At 41.9% G+C, this 15,244-nt stretch carries 17 protein-coding genes and 1 tRNA gene; 7 read left to right on the top strand and 11 right to left on the bottom strand.

From position 1 onward, the window contains the following. Positions 1-126: 126 nt before the first annotated feature. The 3 genes from C8E01_RS12065 to hemW form a co-directional block, all read right to left on the bottom strand. A complete protein-coding gene (locus C8E01_RS12065; protein ID WP_116543703.1) occupies positions 127-897 on the bottom strand; it encodes a cyclase family protein in 771 nt (256 codons plus the stop codon). A gap of 3 nt (positions 898-900) precedes the next feature. Continuing rightward, positions 901-1,320 (bottom strand): hypothetical protein, encoded by a 420-nt coding sequence (locus C8E01_RS12060; RefSeq protein WP_116543702.1) that lies wholly within the window; start codon positions 1,318-1,320, stop codon positions 901-903. 81 nt (positions 1,321-1,401) lie between these two features. Then, positions 1,402-2,529 (bottom strand): radical SAM family heme chaperone HemW, encoded by a 1,128-nt coding sequence (hemW, locus tag C8E01_RS12055; RefSeq protein ID WP_116543701.1) that lies wholly within the window; start codon positions 2,527-2,529, stop codon positions 1,402-1,404. A gap of 198 nt (positions 2,530-2,727) precedes the next feature. Between hemW and C8E01_RS12050 the strand changes: the two genes are divergently transcribed. The 4 genes from C8E01_RS12050 to C8E01_RS12035 all read left to right on the top strand — a co-directional run bounded on the left by C8E01_RS12050 (position 2,728) and on the right by C8E01_RS12035 (position 6,375). After that, positions 2,728-4,527 carry a BamA/TamA family outer membrane protein gene (locus C8E01_RS12050; protein WP_243409545.1) on the top strand — a complete coding sequence of 600 codons (1,800 nt, stop codon included), beginning with the start codon at positions 2,728-2,730 and terminating at the stop codon, positions 4,525-4,527. Positions 4,528-4,610: 83 nt separating this feature from the next. After that, a tRNA-Met gene (locus C8E01_RS12045) sits at positions 4,611-4,683 on the top strand. A 305-nt stretch (positions 4,684-4,988) separates the two neighbouring features. Beyond that, on the top strand, positions 4,989-5,675 hold the full coding sequence (locus C8E01_RS12040; RefSeq protein ID WP_116543700.1) for a PP2C family protein-serine/threonine phosphatase: 687 nt from the start codon (positions 4,989-4,991) through the stop codon (positions 5,673-5,675). A gap of 4 nt (positions 5,676-5,679) precedes the next feature. Then, positions 5,680-6,375, top strand: a complete 696-nt coding sequence (locus C8E01_RS12035) for a hypothetical protein (RefSeq protein WP_116543699.1) — start codon at positions 5,680-5,682, stop codon at positions 6,373-6,375. Here the strand turns inward: C8E01_RS12035 and C8E01_RS12030 are convergent. The 5 genes from C8E01_RS12030 to C8E01_RS12010 form a co-directional block, all read right to left on the bottom strand. Beyond that, positions 6,336-7,514, bottom strand: coding sequence for a hypothetical protein (locus C8E01_RS12030; protein ID WP_116543698.1), 1,179 nt, complete (start codon positions 7,512-7,514; stop codon positions 6,336-6,338). The two genes, C8E01_RS12035 and C8E01_RS12030, sit on opposite strands and share 40 nt — an antisense overlap. A 3-nt stretch (positions 7,515-7,517) precedes the next feature. After that, positions 7,518-8,312 (bottom strand): protein kinase domain-containing protein, encoded by a 795-nt coding sequence (locus C8E01_RS12025; protein WP_116543697.1) that lies wholly within the window; start codon positions 8,310-8,312, stop codon positions 7,518-7,520. Between the two features lie 175 nt (positions 8,313-8,487). After that, entirely contained in the window at positions 8,488-9,144 is a 657-nt protein-coding gene (locus tag C8E01_RS12020) for a recombinase family protein (protein ID WP_116543696.1), read from the bottom strand. Between the two features lie 185 nt (positions 9,145-9,329). Continuing rightward, positions 9,330-10,067, bottom strand: coding sequence for an SH3 domain-containing protein (locus tag C8E01_RS12015; RefSeq protein WP_116543695.1), 738 nt, complete (start codon positions 10,065-10,067; stop codon positions 9,330-9,332). Between the two features lie 218 nt (positions 10,068-10,285). Next, complete coding sequence (locus C8E01_RS12010; protein ID WP_116543694.1) at positions 10,286-11,578, bottom strand: hypothetical protein; 1,293 nt, start codon at positions 11,576-11,578, stop codon at positions 10,286-10,288. Positions 11,579-11,673: 95 nt separating this feature from the next. On the opposite strand from C8E01_RS12010, the gene C8E01_RS22165 reads away from it, so the two are divergent. Further along, positions 11,674-11,907 carry a helix-turn-helix domain-containing protein gene (locus C8E01_RS22165; protein ID WP_165820625.1) on the top strand — a complete coding sequence of 78 codons (234 nt, stop codon included), beginning with the start codon at positions 11,674-11,676 and terminating at the stop codon, positions 11,905-11,907. A 249-nt stretch (positions 11,908-12,156) separates the two neighbouring features. Here C8E01_RS22165 and C8E01_RS12000 read toward each other — a convergent pair whose 3' ends face one another. The 3 genes from C8E01_RS12000 to C8E01_RS11990 all read right to left on the bottom strand — a co-directional run bounded on the left by C8E01_RS12000 (position 12,157) and on the right by C8E01_RS11990 (position 13,715). Further along, positions 12,157-12,354 (bottom strand): hypothetical protein, encoded by a 198-nt coding sequence (locus tag C8E01_RS12000; RefSeq protein ID WP_116543692.1) that lies wholly within the window; start codon positions 12,352-12,354, stop codon positions 12,157-12,159. 281 nt (positions 12,355-12,635) lie between these two features. Then, positions 12,636-13,391 carry a hypothetical protein gene (locus C8E01_RS11995; protein ID WP_116543691.1) on the bottom strand — a complete coding sequence of 252 codons (756 nt, stop codon included), beginning with the start codon at positions 13,389-13,391 and terminating at the stop codon, positions 12,636-12,638. Between the two features lie 21 nt (positions 13,392-13,412). Beyond that, positions 13,413-13,715, bottom strand: a complete 303-nt coding sequence (locus C8E01_RS11990) for a hypothetical protein (RefSeq protein WP_116543690.1) — start codon at positions 13,713-13,715, stop codon at positions 13,413-13,415. A 256-nt stretch (positions 13,716-13,971) separates the two neighbouring features. On the opposite strand from C8E01_RS11990, the gene C8E01_RS22160 reads away from it, so the two are divergent. After that, positions 13,972-14,646 carry a DUF3800 domain-containing protein gene (locus C8E01_RS22160; protein ID WP_116543689.1) on the top strand — a complete coding sequence of 225 codons (675 nt, stop codon included), beginning with the start codon at positions 13,972-13,974 and terminating at the stop codon, positions 14,644-14,646. Positions 14,647-14,648: 2 nt separating this feature from the next. After that, a complete protein-coding gene (locus tag C8E01_RS11980) occupies positions 14,649-15,146 on the top strand; it encodes a hypothetical protein (protein ID WP_116543688.1) in 498 nt (165 codons plus the stop codon). Positions 15,147-15,244: the final 98 nt, after the last annotated feature.

Raw genomic sequence — 15,244 nt, 5'->3', positions numbered from 1 at the left:
TTTCAGACCCGCGAGCGTCTAACAGGTCGGCCTTCAACAAATAGGTATAGGTATAGCTACGGCCATTGATTTAGACACTCGCGGGAGCTGCGCACACCGCGAGGTCTGGCGCAGGTATAGCTTACCTTACAAAGTCGGAAAAACAGGTGACAGCTTATACAGCACCGGCTTGCTGGGGCTGGCATCGAGTTGCAGACTGGCGATCTGGATGTTGAGCAGGTATAGCCCGTCGTTTACCTGGTCCGGCACATAGATCAGTTCGGTGATGGTGGCGCCGCAGCGGGTGTTTTTGGGGTATTGCCAGAAAGCGTGGTGGCAGAGCAGTTTGCCTTCGTCCAGCTCACGGTCCACGGAGGGTAGGTCAAGCAGTAGGTGCTGTATACCTTTCTCAGCCAGGTATTGGCCGATGGCGTGTTCCAGGTAAGGCGGGTTCGTGCCTGAATAGTGGCGGGTGAGTTTCTCGTCTGTGTTCGGCAGGGTGCGGATGACGAGCGCTTCGCACTTTATACCTTGCAGTTTGGCTTTTACGTCTTCCAGCAGCACCACTTCATCGCCATTCTCTTGCTTTTGCGGGGTAACCGTAATCAGCTGGGCTACGAACAGAAAGCGCTTCAGGCAGTTGTGGATGGTCGCATGCTCGTCGGCGGAGATGTGGCCGTAGCACTCAGTGTGGGTGCCGTTGCCGTGTGGTGTCAGGTGCACCCGCTTATAATTGGTGCTGCCACCTTCTACCACGCTTCCTACAAAGTCTCCTACCCTGATCACATCGAAGGATACTGGTTCGGCCCAGAAGCACTCAGGCTGCGGTTGTTTATCGTGCAGCGGCATTGAGATGTCCAGCGGCTGTGTCGGGTCGAAGGTATAGGGCTGGTCGCGGTATGTGATGGAGGCTTGCATGGCTTAACTGCCGTAACCCCGCAGCCAGCGCAGGGCATCAGCATCATTCGTAAAGTTTCTTACTTCAAAGGACAAGGCTCCCAGCGCTTCAGCTCTGGTGATGACAGCTTCAAATGAGAGTCTGTTGAAAACATTTTCGGGCAGCACACGGGCCAGCTTTTTCACGCCCAAGTCCGAAAGCGACTTATAATAGGTAGTAGACAACCACTCTTTGGTATGAGGCAGCAACTTGCCAATGACCAAGGCATTTAGAAGGAGTTTGTCGGCTTCAGAATCCTGTAGAAGCTGGCTTAACTTTTCAGCCGTCTGGACCATTTCGTTATGCTCCACAGGGCGTAGCCAGGTGTTGGCCAGTATGCCGTGCTCGCGGTCTGCTGCAATTCGGCTGATGTCGTTCTGGTAAAGTGTTTCCAATAGCTGCATAGTAGGTGTGGCGCGGGGCTCTGATTCCGGCCTACTTCAAAACTACAAATAAATTTGATATATAGTAGCCTGTGTATGTGGCTAGTCTGCCATAAGATCCAATGTTATCTGGTCTGCAAGCAGTTTGCCTTTGTCAGTCAGGTATAGCACGTCCGTCTCGATCCAGGCCAGTTCTTTCTCATAAAGCTGTTGCAGGTATGACTGGTGTTGTGACTTTACATCGTAGCCGTATCTGTCGCGCATCAAGCGCAGGTCGCAACCCCAGATGGTGCGGAGCGTGGTGAGCAGGTAGTCGTTGGCCTGATCGGCTAGCGTAAGTTCTTCTACCTCGGCAGGTATAGTGCCTGCAGCCAGGGCGGCGGTGTACTTGCGGTTATGCGCTACGTTATACTGCCGGCTGTGGCCGTTGAAGGAGTGTGCACTCGGGCCGACGCCCAGGTAATGCACCCCACGCCAGTAATTGCTATTGTGTTTCGACTCATGGCCGGGCTTGCTGAAGTTGGACACCTCGTACTGCACATATCCGTGCGCCTTCATCTGCTCCAGCAAAATCTCAAACTGCTGCGCCGTGAATTCGTCTTCTGAAGGCTTGAAGGAACCTTTTTTGCTCCAGCGGCCTAAGGCAGTGTCGGGTTCAATGGTAAGGGCATAGCAGGAAACATGCTGTACGTTCAGGGAGAAGAGCGTTTTCAGGTCTTCCATCCAGATGTTGTGGTCCGGCGCAGGTATGCCATAGATCAGGTCCACGGTGATGTTGTCGAAGCCGGCAGCTTGGGCGTCGCGTACGCATTGCAGGCTCTCCGTCGCGTTGTGGGCGCGGTTCATCAGGCGCAGGTGTGGCTCGTGAAAGGACTGCAGCCCGACACTCAGGCGGTTTATACCCGCCGCTTTGAGTTCCTGCAATTTCTCCGGCGACAGGTCATCGGGGTTAGCCTCCAGTGTTATTTCCGCCTCCTCCGAAACTATAAACAAGCTTTTGATGGTTTGCAGGAGAAGGTATAGCTCTGACTGTGTGAGTAGCGAAGGGGTGCCGCCACCGAAATAAATGGTGCGTACTTCCTGTCCCTGCAGGTAATCTTTGCGCAGCTCCAGTTCCCGGGCAATGGCCTGAATAGTAGCCTCCTTGTGCCCCATGGAGGTACTGAAGTGAAAGTCGCAGTAATGGCAGGCCTGTTTGCAGAAAGGAATATGAAGGTATATGCCGGACAATTTTTTAATTGTTAAATTTCTTTAATTGTTAAATTGCTGATGGTTAAATTGTTGTTGAGATCGTGCAATATGTGAAGATATGATGCGAGAATCCGTTCGGGCGGTCATACCTTTTGCCGCTATCATATACTGTGACAAGGGCTCCTGTTATAGATTTAACAATTTAGCCCTTAAACAATTCAACCATCAGGAACACAAATGTACAAAATCGCGGTCTTAATCTGGTGCTTATTCCTATGGCTGCCCCTGGTGCAGGCGCAGGACAAGCCGCCCGTGCCATCGCAGCAAGTACACCCACCGGCGCCCAAGCTGGTTAGCCAGACGAAGGCAGCACTCAGGATACATACTGCTGGCGTCGATCAACAGGTGCTCCGGCAGTACAACTACCGCACCCAACTAACCGACACCGTGGAGGCACGCAAAGAAGTGGTGGCCCTGGTGCACCGCCTGCATCAGGATGCTTACCTGCTCGCCTCGGCAGACAGCTCTTACAAGCGCAACGATACGCTCCACGTGAAACTGCACATCGGCGGGCGCTTCGACTGGGCCGAACTGCGCAACGGCAATTTGAGCGAAGGCATCCTGGTGGAGTCTGGTTTTCGTGAGAAGTTTTACCGCAACGTGCCCTTTAAGCCGGCCGAGTACGCCCGGCTGCAGCAGCGCATCCTCGACTACGCCGAGCGTAACGGCTACCCCTTCGCCTCCGTCTGGCTCGATTCCATTCAGATAGTGGATAATAAAATAAAAGCTGCTTTGATGGTAGAGAAGGCCTTTGTGGTCACCTACGATACCCTGCAGGTGATGGGGGGCAGTAAAACGCAACCTAAATTCCTGATGCGCTACCTGCAGCTATACCCTGGCCAGCCTTATAACCAGGATCAGGTGGAGGCCTCACAACGGATGCTTACTACGCTGCCATACCTCAAGGTGGCGCGGCCTCCGCAGGTGCAGTTCTTCCGCGACAAGGCAAAAGTGGTTTACTTTCTCGAAGACCGACAGACCAATCAGATAGACGGTGTGGTCGGTTTCCTGCCAGACCCGAGTCGCTCTGGCAACAAGCTGCTAATTACGGGCGAGGCCAACATGAACATCCGTAACATCAAGGGCAGCGGCAAGCAATTGGGCCTGCAATGGCGTCGGGTCAACAAAGGCTCTGTGATTCTCAATGGCGAGTACCTGCATCCCAACCTCTTCGGAACACCTTTCGAACTGGGCACACGTTTCGGATTGCTCAAACAAGACTCCAGTTTCATTACCATACAACCGCGGGTGCAGCTGGCTTATAACACGATTCGGTACGGGCGCTTTAGTGTGTTCACGGAATGGCGCAACTCCCGCATTCTTTCTACGGCCAACCCGCAAAGCTTACGTGCTTTAGACCTGGCCGATGCCCGCACCAACACCTATGGTCTGAACTACCTCTGGAACAACCTGGATGACTTCTATTTTCCTCGCAAGGGTCGCTTGTTGGAGCTGCAGCTAGCCGCAGGTCGCAAGAAGCTGTTGCGCAACCCGAGTCTGGAAAAGGAATTTTACGACACCCTGGAGGTAAACACGACCCAGCTCAGTCTGGGCGTGCGATTAGAGAACTTCTTTAGGGTTGGCAAGAATAGCGCCCTGCTGGCCAGGCTTCGAGGCGAGGCACTGCTAAATGACCAGATTTTCCTCAACGACATGTACCGCATAGGCGGGCTGGCCACCCTGAGGGGCTTTGACGAGTACTTCTTCTTCGCCTCCACCTATGGCATCGGCACGCTGGAGTACCGCCTGTTCACGGCCGAAGACTCCTACGTGCTGCTCTTCTATGACCAGGGCTACTACCGCAGCGACCTGGAGCAGTCGAAGGCCGAAGGACTGCCGCTTGGGGTTGGCGGAGGTATAAGCTTCAGTACCGGCGCAGGAATATTTCAGTTGGTGTACTCTGTCGGAAAATCAGAACAGCAGCCTATGTCGCTGAGAGCCTCAAAGATACACTTCGGAATCACGAGTAAATTCTAGCTTCTCACAATTTTTTTAAGGTTTTTGGCAACTAAAGCTTGCGCAGTAAGTATCTTTATACTACTTTTGTAACACAATAACAGTGCGGGATGGAGCAGTTGGTAGCTCGTTGGGCTCATAACCCAAAGGTCACAGGTTCGAGTCCTGTTCCCGCTACCTAGAAGCCTTAATACGATAAGTATTAAGGCTTTTTTTATTTATCGTTAACGTAACCGTTAACGCTCTTGAATACGTTCGCTGTAAAGATGGAGCTTTGGCTTTGCCAGCAATAAGTACATAACTATCAGCAATGGTTTATTAGATTGTATCTCTACATTAGATATAGGTATAGCTCTTTTCTTGACTTCTGGCGTATTGATTTGAAATGACGTTGTTTGATAGCCTTCGGTATATTAAGACTAGCTTTTTGAAGTAAAAATTGCTATTTTAAGTGTAATTTTGCAATTGAGATTTAAGTGTAAATGCAGGAGGAGTTAATGTCTGTAATGAAAAAAGTTTCTTATATAGAAAGCTCCATAAGAGGGATTGGCAAAGGTGAGAATCAGGATAATATTCTTATTCTTGAAAATGAAAATGGATATTTATTTGTAGTGTTTGATGGAGTTGGGAGCGCAATAAATAGCGCAGAGGCCACTAGACTAGCCAAAGAATTTATTAGTAACGTTTGGAATGACTTCTTTAAAGGTCCTGATCTAAAACTTGCTTGGCTTATGGCAAGTACTAATTCTTATCTTGTGTCATATCCTAAAAAAGAACTATTAACAACCTATAGTGCTGTTTATATACCTAAATCAGAGCCCAAGATTATTTTGTACTCTAGTTTAGGTGATTCTCGAATCTATGTAGTAAATCCACAGTACCTTGAGCAGATTTCAGAGGATGATAAGTTATCTGCAAACAGCAATTATATTACGAAATGCCTAGGTCTTGAGCATTTGCAGCCTGATGACTTCAAACAAAATAGATTGAATTTATATGATGATAAACTGTTGCTTTGTACTGACGGATTTTATCATATTTTGGAAGCTAATTTGCTAGACTTCTTCTTTACATTGATAAAAACAAACCCATCTTCAATAAGAAGATCTTTAAATGCTAAGTTAATAGGCAATAATGATGATGATGCGACGTATCTTCTGATTCAATGAAATTATGTTTATTACAGAGAAGGAATTAGTAGTTACACTTAAGCAAAACTATTCTGAGATATGTACTTGGAATACTGAGAGTGAAATTACAAAACTACTTGAAGAGGTTAATTTAGGTTTTGGGGTGGCGGATATAGTCATCTCTAAGTTGAGAGCTTCTTATAACAGCTTAAATGAAGTTGAGTTGAATTACTTTGATTTAACAATTTATAAAATTGTTGAATCAAGTAAAGGGGTTACTTTGGATGAAATTAAGAAGATTACAAGAGCAAGTAATCAAAGTATTAAGGCTTCTTTAGAAAAGTTAATCTTGGAAAGCTACATTAATAAGGAGGATACATTTTACAACATCAAGAATGTATACCAGCATCAAATTGAAGAAACAGTTGCTATTGAGGCTAAATTAAAGAATTGGAAAAGAGCGCTTCAGCAGGCATATAGGTATAAATGGTTTGCATCTTTATCTTATGTGGTTCTAGATTCTAAGAATATAAACCCTGCAAAACGTAATATACAAGAGTTCGAGAAGTACAATGTAGGTTTAGCTACCATTGCTAAGAATGGTAGCTTAGATGTTATATTTAAACCTTATAGTGAGGCGCCTTTAGACATTAAAATGCAGTTGTTATTAAATGAACTGTTAAAAAGATCTGATCTAGCTTACCTGGAGCGTAAAAAAGATTTCCATATACCTAAATGATAGTTTTTGCTTTCGTCTTCTAAGTAAACATTTCTGCTTTCTAACGCTTCATAAACAGAGATTGCTTCATCAATCTTGTTTAGGACAAATAACTTTCTTTGATCAATATTTGATATAGAGCTTACTTTTTTCAAAAGTTTAGCCACAGAAAGCATATAATTTTTATGTACTTCTGGCTTTGTATTACTCCATGGATAGTTCTCTTGAAGAACAGCATCAGAAAAGATATTATGCTGATTTTCAATAAAATCTAATGTTCCTTTTTCTCTAAGTAAGGTCATATATTGCGCCTTAATCATATTAAGTGCAGCTTCTGAAAAATACCAGCCTTTTGAAGGGCCTCCACCCTCTGTTACTGTAAATCTTTTGATACTAAAATTTCTAAGATTTTCGAATGAAGCAATTGTAACATAGTCAATATCAGTTAGTGCAAGAAAAACCAGAGTATCCCAATTTGCATAAGCATATATGGTTTTGAACCCTTGTTTTTTTAACACGGAAAGTACACGAGTAATGTTAGACAGGTAGGTTGTCTCGATACTTAACTTTTGTCTTGTTTCTGGCTTTGGCTCACATACAATGTAATAACCATCGAAAACAATCTTTTTGTCAGTTAGATGATAAAGGACAGTTTCTACCTTCTCAGAATTATGTATTGTGTGGTAGCTAAAAGGAATAGACATAAAGTACTGTACATCATCCGCCTTATTAATAATTAGCCACCTATTAACTTGTTTAATTATTCCTATGAAGGCGTCAATGTTTTCATTATCACAATAATTTGGAATGATGATCTTCTTAAATCCAAGCTTTAACTGATACTCAATTCCTTGAATAATAGAAGTGATAAGGTATTGATTAGTCTCAGCACCTGAGTCAACGTTAGATGGATGAAAGCTATAAGTCGTTAATTTACTTTTAGTAAGGTTAGCGGACTCCTTCTTTCCATAATATTGTAAATCGATAAAAGACTTATCTATCACAGTTGTTGTTTTATAGCCTCCACTAATTTTGTCTCTTCCAAAATATCCATCAGGAAAGCTATAGGCGCAGAAAACAAACCCATCGCCAACTTCATTTTGAAAATGTAAGTCCAAATTCCAGTTTGCGTTGTGACCTAATAAGTGTAAAATCTCCATATTCTATCTTAAAAGTGATTTGATTTGTTCGATAAGTCGAGGTCTTTCTGCAGGGCTAAACTTTAGTACCTCTGCAAGAAAAGGTTTCAGCCTGCAGTGTTCATTCATAGAGAAGTTTTGTTGATTAGATTTGAAACAATTACTTATCTCTTCTTGAGTTTGACCGAAGGGTAGAGTTCCACTATAAAGGTGATATGCTAATACTCCTAAAGAGAAAAAGTCAGTACGATAATCTACAAGCTCTTTTCTGCCGGCATACTGCTCAGGTGCAGCAAAAGGCCAACTATGTGGTTGAAAACCGCTGGCGGTTAGGGAATCAGCACCTAGATCCCTTGCAATACCAAAATCAAGTAGAACCGGAATACCACCATCTTGCAAGATGATGTTATCTGGTTTAATATCCCTGTGTACAAAATCGTTTAACCAAATAGGTGTTAGAATATTTACTAACCTTTCAGTAAGCTCAATAACTTTATCATCTTGACCGATAAAATCACTAACAGCATCGGTAAGAGTAACACCCTCAATATATTCTTCAAATACTACTATTTCGCCTTCAAAATCCTGTATACTTGATATCTTAGGTATTCCATCTAAATCTTTAAACTTTTCATAGATTTCTAGTTCACGGATCATCCTTGCATCCTTTGATGCAGTATGGAATAATTTAAGTGTTATTCTTTTATCCCCTTGATTTACAAAGTAAACAGTCTTCTGGCCACCCCTTTTTAGATCTTTGAATGAGCCAGTTATCCCAAACCTTTCAGTAAAGGCTGGTGAAAAGTCATATATGGGCATTCTAAATTGTTATAAGTCTCAGCTAAAGCTATTAGGCTAGGCTGTAGTTAATATTTATTCACAAAAGCTGATTACAGCTTTAAGTGTAAAGTAACAATAATTTACCTATATAGTGAAACTGTACAATTTAATTTTGTTAAATTTTTATCTGGATGAAATGACAGTACATGTGTAATTAGTGGCGACGATCTAACAAGCGCTTTACACTCATGGCTGCAAATGCCTTACCTGTAATGGTCGTTAATTCCATTTGATTTAACTTGTCAGCTATATGTTGAAGCTTCAAACCTTGCTTATCATATTCTAAAGCCCAATTCAATGCATTCTTATTAGATTTGTTTTGTATTGCTTTTAATTTGCGCGCTAGAGCCCCTTTTTGACGGCCTTCCTCCGTTAAGTTAGATATATTGCCAACCTTTTCTCCACGGGCTTTCTTAGCGGCTAATGCGTCCTTTGTTCGCTTGCTTATCAACTCTCTTTCATGTTGTGCCATCACTGCAAATATGCCTATGGTAAGAGTGTTTGCATCTGGCATATCTGCGCAAACGAAATCTACACCAGAATCTTTAAGAGCAAAGATAAAGCCTGCATTTCGGCTGAGTCTATCAAGCTTGGCAATTATAAGGGTTGCACCAGCTTGTTTTGCATGAGCTATGGCTTTCTCCAATTCTGGCCGATTATTTTTTTTGCCAGATTCAACTTCTGTGTATTCTGCTAACACTTGAGTTTGTGTAATAAACCCTTTAACCGCTGCTTTTTGCGCTTCGAGTCCTAAACCTGATATACCTTGCTTCTGTGTTGAGACTCGATAATATGCTATGTGTTTTTTCATGTTACAGTCGTGTTATACAGTACATATTTAATATACTAAATATTTAACACTCCTGCAACGTCCCTTCCAGAATAGTTATGAGTATTTGGGAGTGTAAAATGATATAAGTTCTGGTATCACCAAAGACTATCGATCAATGTGTGAGTGATTATTTGACTGGGGGAATCAAGCGCCGTAGGAGTGGGTTAGTATAACCCGTTATTGGCGCCAAACATGATCATCATTTCAATCTTGCTGAGAGACTTGCCATCTTGATTAGCTTTGATGAATTCATACTGACCATTCTCCATATCAACAGCTAGCAATAGTTCTACATTGCTATTTCGCTTAGTCCCTTTGATGAATGATTTCTGCTCATAGGAGGCTAGGCCCTGAACCAGCATTAATTTTTTCCCCTCTACTCGCTCAGAGGGCTTGAACACTTTCCACTCAGACTTTCCTGAAACTCCGGCTAGGCTATTGAGACCATCATAGATATAAACCTTGTCTGCAAAGTAAGCCAATTTTAGGCCCTTGATAATTTCTAGGTCACTCTTATTTGGTACTATGTTGCTTGAATATACTGGTGAGCCCTCCAAGGCTAATAAGCCGCTCCATATCCATCCTTCTCCTGCTGATATTTTGACTCTATACCATTTATCATCCTGACTCTCGATCTTCCGCAATGAGGTGTTGTCATCCAGTATTTCTACATAGGTTAAGAAGGGCAATGAGCCTACCTTGCCTGACTCAGTACTTGGTTCGGATCTTAGTACTGCGCCACTAGGAGCGACCACAAGCCCTTTACTCACTGCAGAGGAGGGTAAGATGCTATTGAGACTTATGGGGCCCTCTGTGCCTTTTAAAATGATAAAGACTGCCACTATTATAGCGGTTCCTAACGTTATCAAGGCGGCTTTGATTTTAGTGCTGTCTGCTGTCATTTATAAAGTGGTCAGTTTAGTATTACAAAAGGAGTAGTAATGTTAGGCATGTCTGTTAAGATTAGAAATGAGCCTCAATAAGGTGCTTATACTCGATAGCTAATAAGTGTACAAATCACTATTAAGTAACTTAATAGAATCAGCCTCTGACTACATTTTCGTAGCTTTAAATATATGATGTATGTGAGTAATGTAATGAATCATATAATGAAGTACCGTTACACCTTCTGAGACCCCGCATACTCTAGTCTAGACAGCACTTTTTTTATAGTCCTATCCCCTTTCTTATCATATCTGGTGTCACTAGCACTTATCTCAACCTTTACTGACCTGAGATCTATAATATGCTTGCCCTCACTAAGGGTTTTCACCTCTGGGTGTAGCATAAGATAAGCTAACTGCTCCTCAGTTACGTTTTTGTCAAGTGATCGAATCTCACCTTTTTTATTTATAGCAACCTTTATCCTTTGTTCACTAGTGTCCTCCTGCCAATTAAGATAAATCACTAGCGCTGAGTTGACCTTATGTTTTACATTCTCCAGTGAAATTACTCCCCCAGAACTCAGTTTTAGCAACTCGGTCATTTGCTTGCTGTTCTCACTAGAGAAGTAGCTATCTGATTCCGCTTTTGATAAGCTAGGGCTGTATTCTCTACCTATTTTGACTAACCGACCTTCCTTATTAAAGTATGACCATAGCATCAAAGGAGATATACTGTTGCTCTCTTTCTCTCTCAACCTTAAAGCATAGTCATACAACAAATCTAAAGCCTCATCTTGAAGGATAGGCTTTAAGCTTGTACCATTATCCAGCTTGTCCAAAGTGAAGTGACTGTTGCTGGCAATCATTTCTAACATTGCTGTATTTCTATTCTTATTCTCAGCTATCCTCTTTTCATTCCTTATTTTTTCTTCATGCTCTTCGGCCTCTCTTGCTAGCCTTCTTTCTGTCTCAACTTTATCAAACTGCCTCTGGCGCTCAGATTCCTCAGCTTCTTTTTTCTTTCTGAAAGCAGCAATTTCACTGGCGCTCATGTTATACTCTTGTATCTTAATACTGGTGACACAGTTACTAACATACACCTTTTGACCGCTTATAAAGGTAACCTTATCAACCCCAATCTCCTCTGACTCATCATAGTGTAACCTATCACGATTTAAATTTTTATCATAAAAGCTGATTGGGATTAACTGAAAGAGGAGGCCGTTAGACTGAGGCACCTTGGCTAATTCGTTATAGAGTATTCCGTATGCTTGATTTGGCCTACCGTATTCCCCTTCGATAATCCAGCTAATTGAGCCCGGATAAGATCCAAACATAGCACTACATGGTGTGCCAGATTTCAATGTGCCAGGATGTACCTCTACGGTCACTGCCTTACCTCTAGCCATTACCCACTTTTTGCCATCTGGAACTGTCTGGGGATATTTGGTAACGAATACATCTTTCTGACTATAAGCATCAAACCTTAAACTCAATAGCAGCGCGATCACTAAAATAGCATATCTCATAATCCTGTCTTTTCTATAATGAATTTACTAAGAGTAAATATAACAAATATTGGCATACGCATATATGCGTATGCTTGATTTTGTCTTCTTGCTTTGTGGTCAAGCAAAGAGAACAGTTACTTAAGACGATAGGGGAAAGGGTAAAGGAGGCAAGGTTGGCCAAGGGGTTATCTCATGTACAACTGGCTAATGAAGCTGAGATAGCTGTTTCCCAAGTTTGGAGGATCGAGACTGGGAAGGTCAATGTAACAGTTGTTACCCTCTTTGCAATAGCCGAGGCACTTGATGTTCGAGTAACTGATTTACTTGTGGGTAATACAAAGAATTAAGGCTTTGGGACCCTGTATGGGAAGGTATTGGTTAGACCCCGCTGTAAGCCACTCAGATGCGTTCTAATCTCTTAGTGTTGTTCAGTACGGTGCTGTATTGCTCAGTGGCAGGGCTCGCTATACCTCATTAAAATAGCCTTCTGTTGGAGTAGGTGAGGGTAGTGTTAGCAGGGTGGCTACTTCTTGGTTGTTAAGTAACTTAAAAAGCTAAATCGTATGAGGTAACCCCATGGCTCAGCTCATTTTAAATTACTTTATTCCTAAGCTTGCCAGTGTCTCTGCGCTATAATTTTTCTTAAGGTAAGCCAACCTCTCCTCTGGGCTATCCATTATCAGGTCCGGCTCTTCCAAATATAGGTTGACTATGTCTCTATCAAGCTCCTTAGCTCGTAGGTTAGGGTAAATTTCAGGGTTCGAATCACCCTTTTTCTTTTTCTTCTTTCTCATAATCAATAGGCTTTAGTGCTCTCCTTATATACGGTTCTTACTATTTAATAGCTACTCTACTTGCTAGCTATCTTATTAAGTGACTTAACTTGTAGATAGGCCATTGTTTATAAGTCTTGTTGTTGTAATTATATTTAAAGATAAGGGTTAAAATGCTGATTAATAATCATTTGTGAAAAACCTAGAAGCTAAACATCACTACCATGCGAAGAAGTAGGCCCTTCAAAGAATTCGCTTACCACTTTGGGTGTCTTTGAAGGGCTATTCTTAAGTCATGAATTTTATATTTTAGATGATAAAATAGTGTCATCTAAAGAAGCCATAATTGCCATTGCATATTCCGAGCGCTTATGCACTCTAGTAGCTTCGCCTGTAACTTTTTCCAAGTATGAAACACAGGCCAAAAAACAAGAATCCTTTATGAGATCTCTCATATAACTATCATGCTTTATTTGGGCCTTGATTTTTGAGGCAGTGTTCAATCTAGCTTCTATCCTAACTACACCATTTCCGAATTGTGAAGCAGATTTGATTTTGTTATAAATTGCAAGAACCCTGTCCCTTTTTCTGTTACCTAGTTTACCAGTTGCGAAGCATATACCCTTAGGAAAGTCATACAGGTACTTGTGGTGCTTTGGTGCTCTTACAACGCGTCTTAAGCATTTATAATCATAAGGAAGATCAAGCATAGCAGTAATGTCAACTCTGCAAAGGAAGAATTCCTTAAAATCTAATCCAATACACTTTGTAATCATATCCATTGCTCTTTTAGCTTCCTTAGTATCGGATAAATAACAGTTTCTACCATAAAGGATCTTAGGTAAGCTACACTGTATAGCAATTAGAATACCTGCTTTGAAATCTATCTTTAAGATTCCCTTTCCGACCTCCATTGTATAATAGAATTTTGCTTTGTCTCTAGAAGGTCTAGATGTGTCTGGGCGCATGCCTCTGCGCCTCAGCTCATGAACGATTTCCCAGTACTGGTCGCCAATAAGCATATAACCACGTACCGTGTCATACCCGATCGTATTCATAAAAGTAGCTATGAATAGAATCTAGTACTGACGGTACTGCTTCAAATCACTTATCAGTTCTTCTCTGATGAAGTAAGTTCTTTTGTTATCTGGGAACTGGTATGAGCGGATAACCCTATTCTTTGCTAACTTAATAAGAGTCGGTTTACTGGTCTTAAATAATTCTTCAGCCTCATCTAGGGTAATAGGGGTTTCAGTCTTCGAAAGCTCCGAAAGTACAGACAGCTTCAAGTCAGAAATGGCAAGAGCAACAGCCTTGTTTAAGGCTGATTCAAACTGAGATGTAAAATGTGATAATGGATTTGCGTGGGCATGGGTTTCCATAAAGCCTGATAATCTTCAAAATAGAATATCCAATCTGTCGCAGAAAAGGCTTCTGCTGCTTTACGGTCTTGCCCTGTACTAGAGCTGGCTGTTACACCTTGATGCAATACTAGTTAGAAAACTATTATTATCCAAATATGATTAATGTTGTATCTTCATTGAAGGAAAAAGTTTACATATGTAAATTGACATTTCTGTTTCTGAATTATAATTCTTGTATATTCCAGCTTAAGCTTATTATCATTAAAACTCAACAATGTCTAACAGAACCTTTAACTTATACTGTGACGAAAGCTGTCATCTAGAAAATGATCACAAGCAGTTTATGCTACTGGGATATATCAACGTTCCGTACAATCAATTACAGATACACAAAGAGGCTATTGAAAATATAAAGATAAAGCACAACTTTTACTCAGAGATCAAGTGGTCAAAAGTTTCTCACTCCAAATTCGCTTTCTATCAGGAGTTAACAGATTACTTTTTTAGTACTGATCTGAAGTTTAGGGCCATTATTATTGATAAGCACAAGGTTAATAACAATGGATTTGATCAGGACTTCGATACCTTTTATTATAAAATGTATTATCAGCTTATATACCATAAGCTCGATATGAGCTCAACGTATAATATCTTCTTAGACATTAAGGATACATTGAGTAAGTGGAAGGTAAAGAAGCTACGAGAGGTCCTGCAATACTCCTACAGTTCGATTAGGACTCTACAGAACATTAGGTCTCATGAAAGTATCTTTATGCAGCTGGCAGATTTTTTCACAGGCGCTCTAAATTATAATTTAAATGAGGAGCTTGTTGTGACGGCAAAAGTAGACATTATCGAGCGGATCAAGAACCACTCAAATCACACATTGGATTGTAATACTACAAAGTCTGCTAGCAAATTCAACCTCTTCTTCATTGAGCTTAAGTAGTAATGGCAACGAATTTATTAAAGGTATATAATGCTTTACTCGAAATAGATCATTTGGATGATAGAGCAAAAACTGAATCATTGACCCGAGTTTTCAAAAGGGATTTCGCAAGTGAACCTGGTCTCTTTTTTAGAAAACGTTCTGTTGAGCCAACGCCAGGAGAAGAAGACAAGTTGCAGCGATTGTTAAGGCACTTCACAACTGTCGTAGCGGATCATAAGACGATGAAAAGGGAGTATGAAGCTGAGCGGTCGAAGAGGCTACACTGGATAAAAGTTCATATTGAAGAAACAACAAAGGCTGATGCAGTAGTTTTTAGCTCGCAGGACAAAGATGGGGTTAGAACATACTTGCTGAACAAAGACGAGAAGTATGTTGTAGTACTGGAGCCATTACGAAAGAATAGTGCTTACTACATTCTTTCAGCCTATCGTTTAGGAGCTGATAGCTATAGGAAAATGATGAATAAGTATAAAAGGAAACTGGACTATATAGCATAAAAGGAGGCTGTAAAATAAACTGTGTCAAAGGATTAGCAGTATTACCTTTAACACAGTCACCATGGAAGAGAAAAACGAGCTGGATCTGGAAAAGATCA

This window comes from Pontibacter virosus, assembly GCF_003096355.1.
Classification (GTDB): Bacteria; Bacteroidota; Bacteroidia; order Cytophagales; family Hymenobacteraceae; genus Pontibacter; species Pontibacter virosus.
This window is presented reverse-complemented; position numbering and strand designations above follow the sequence as displayed.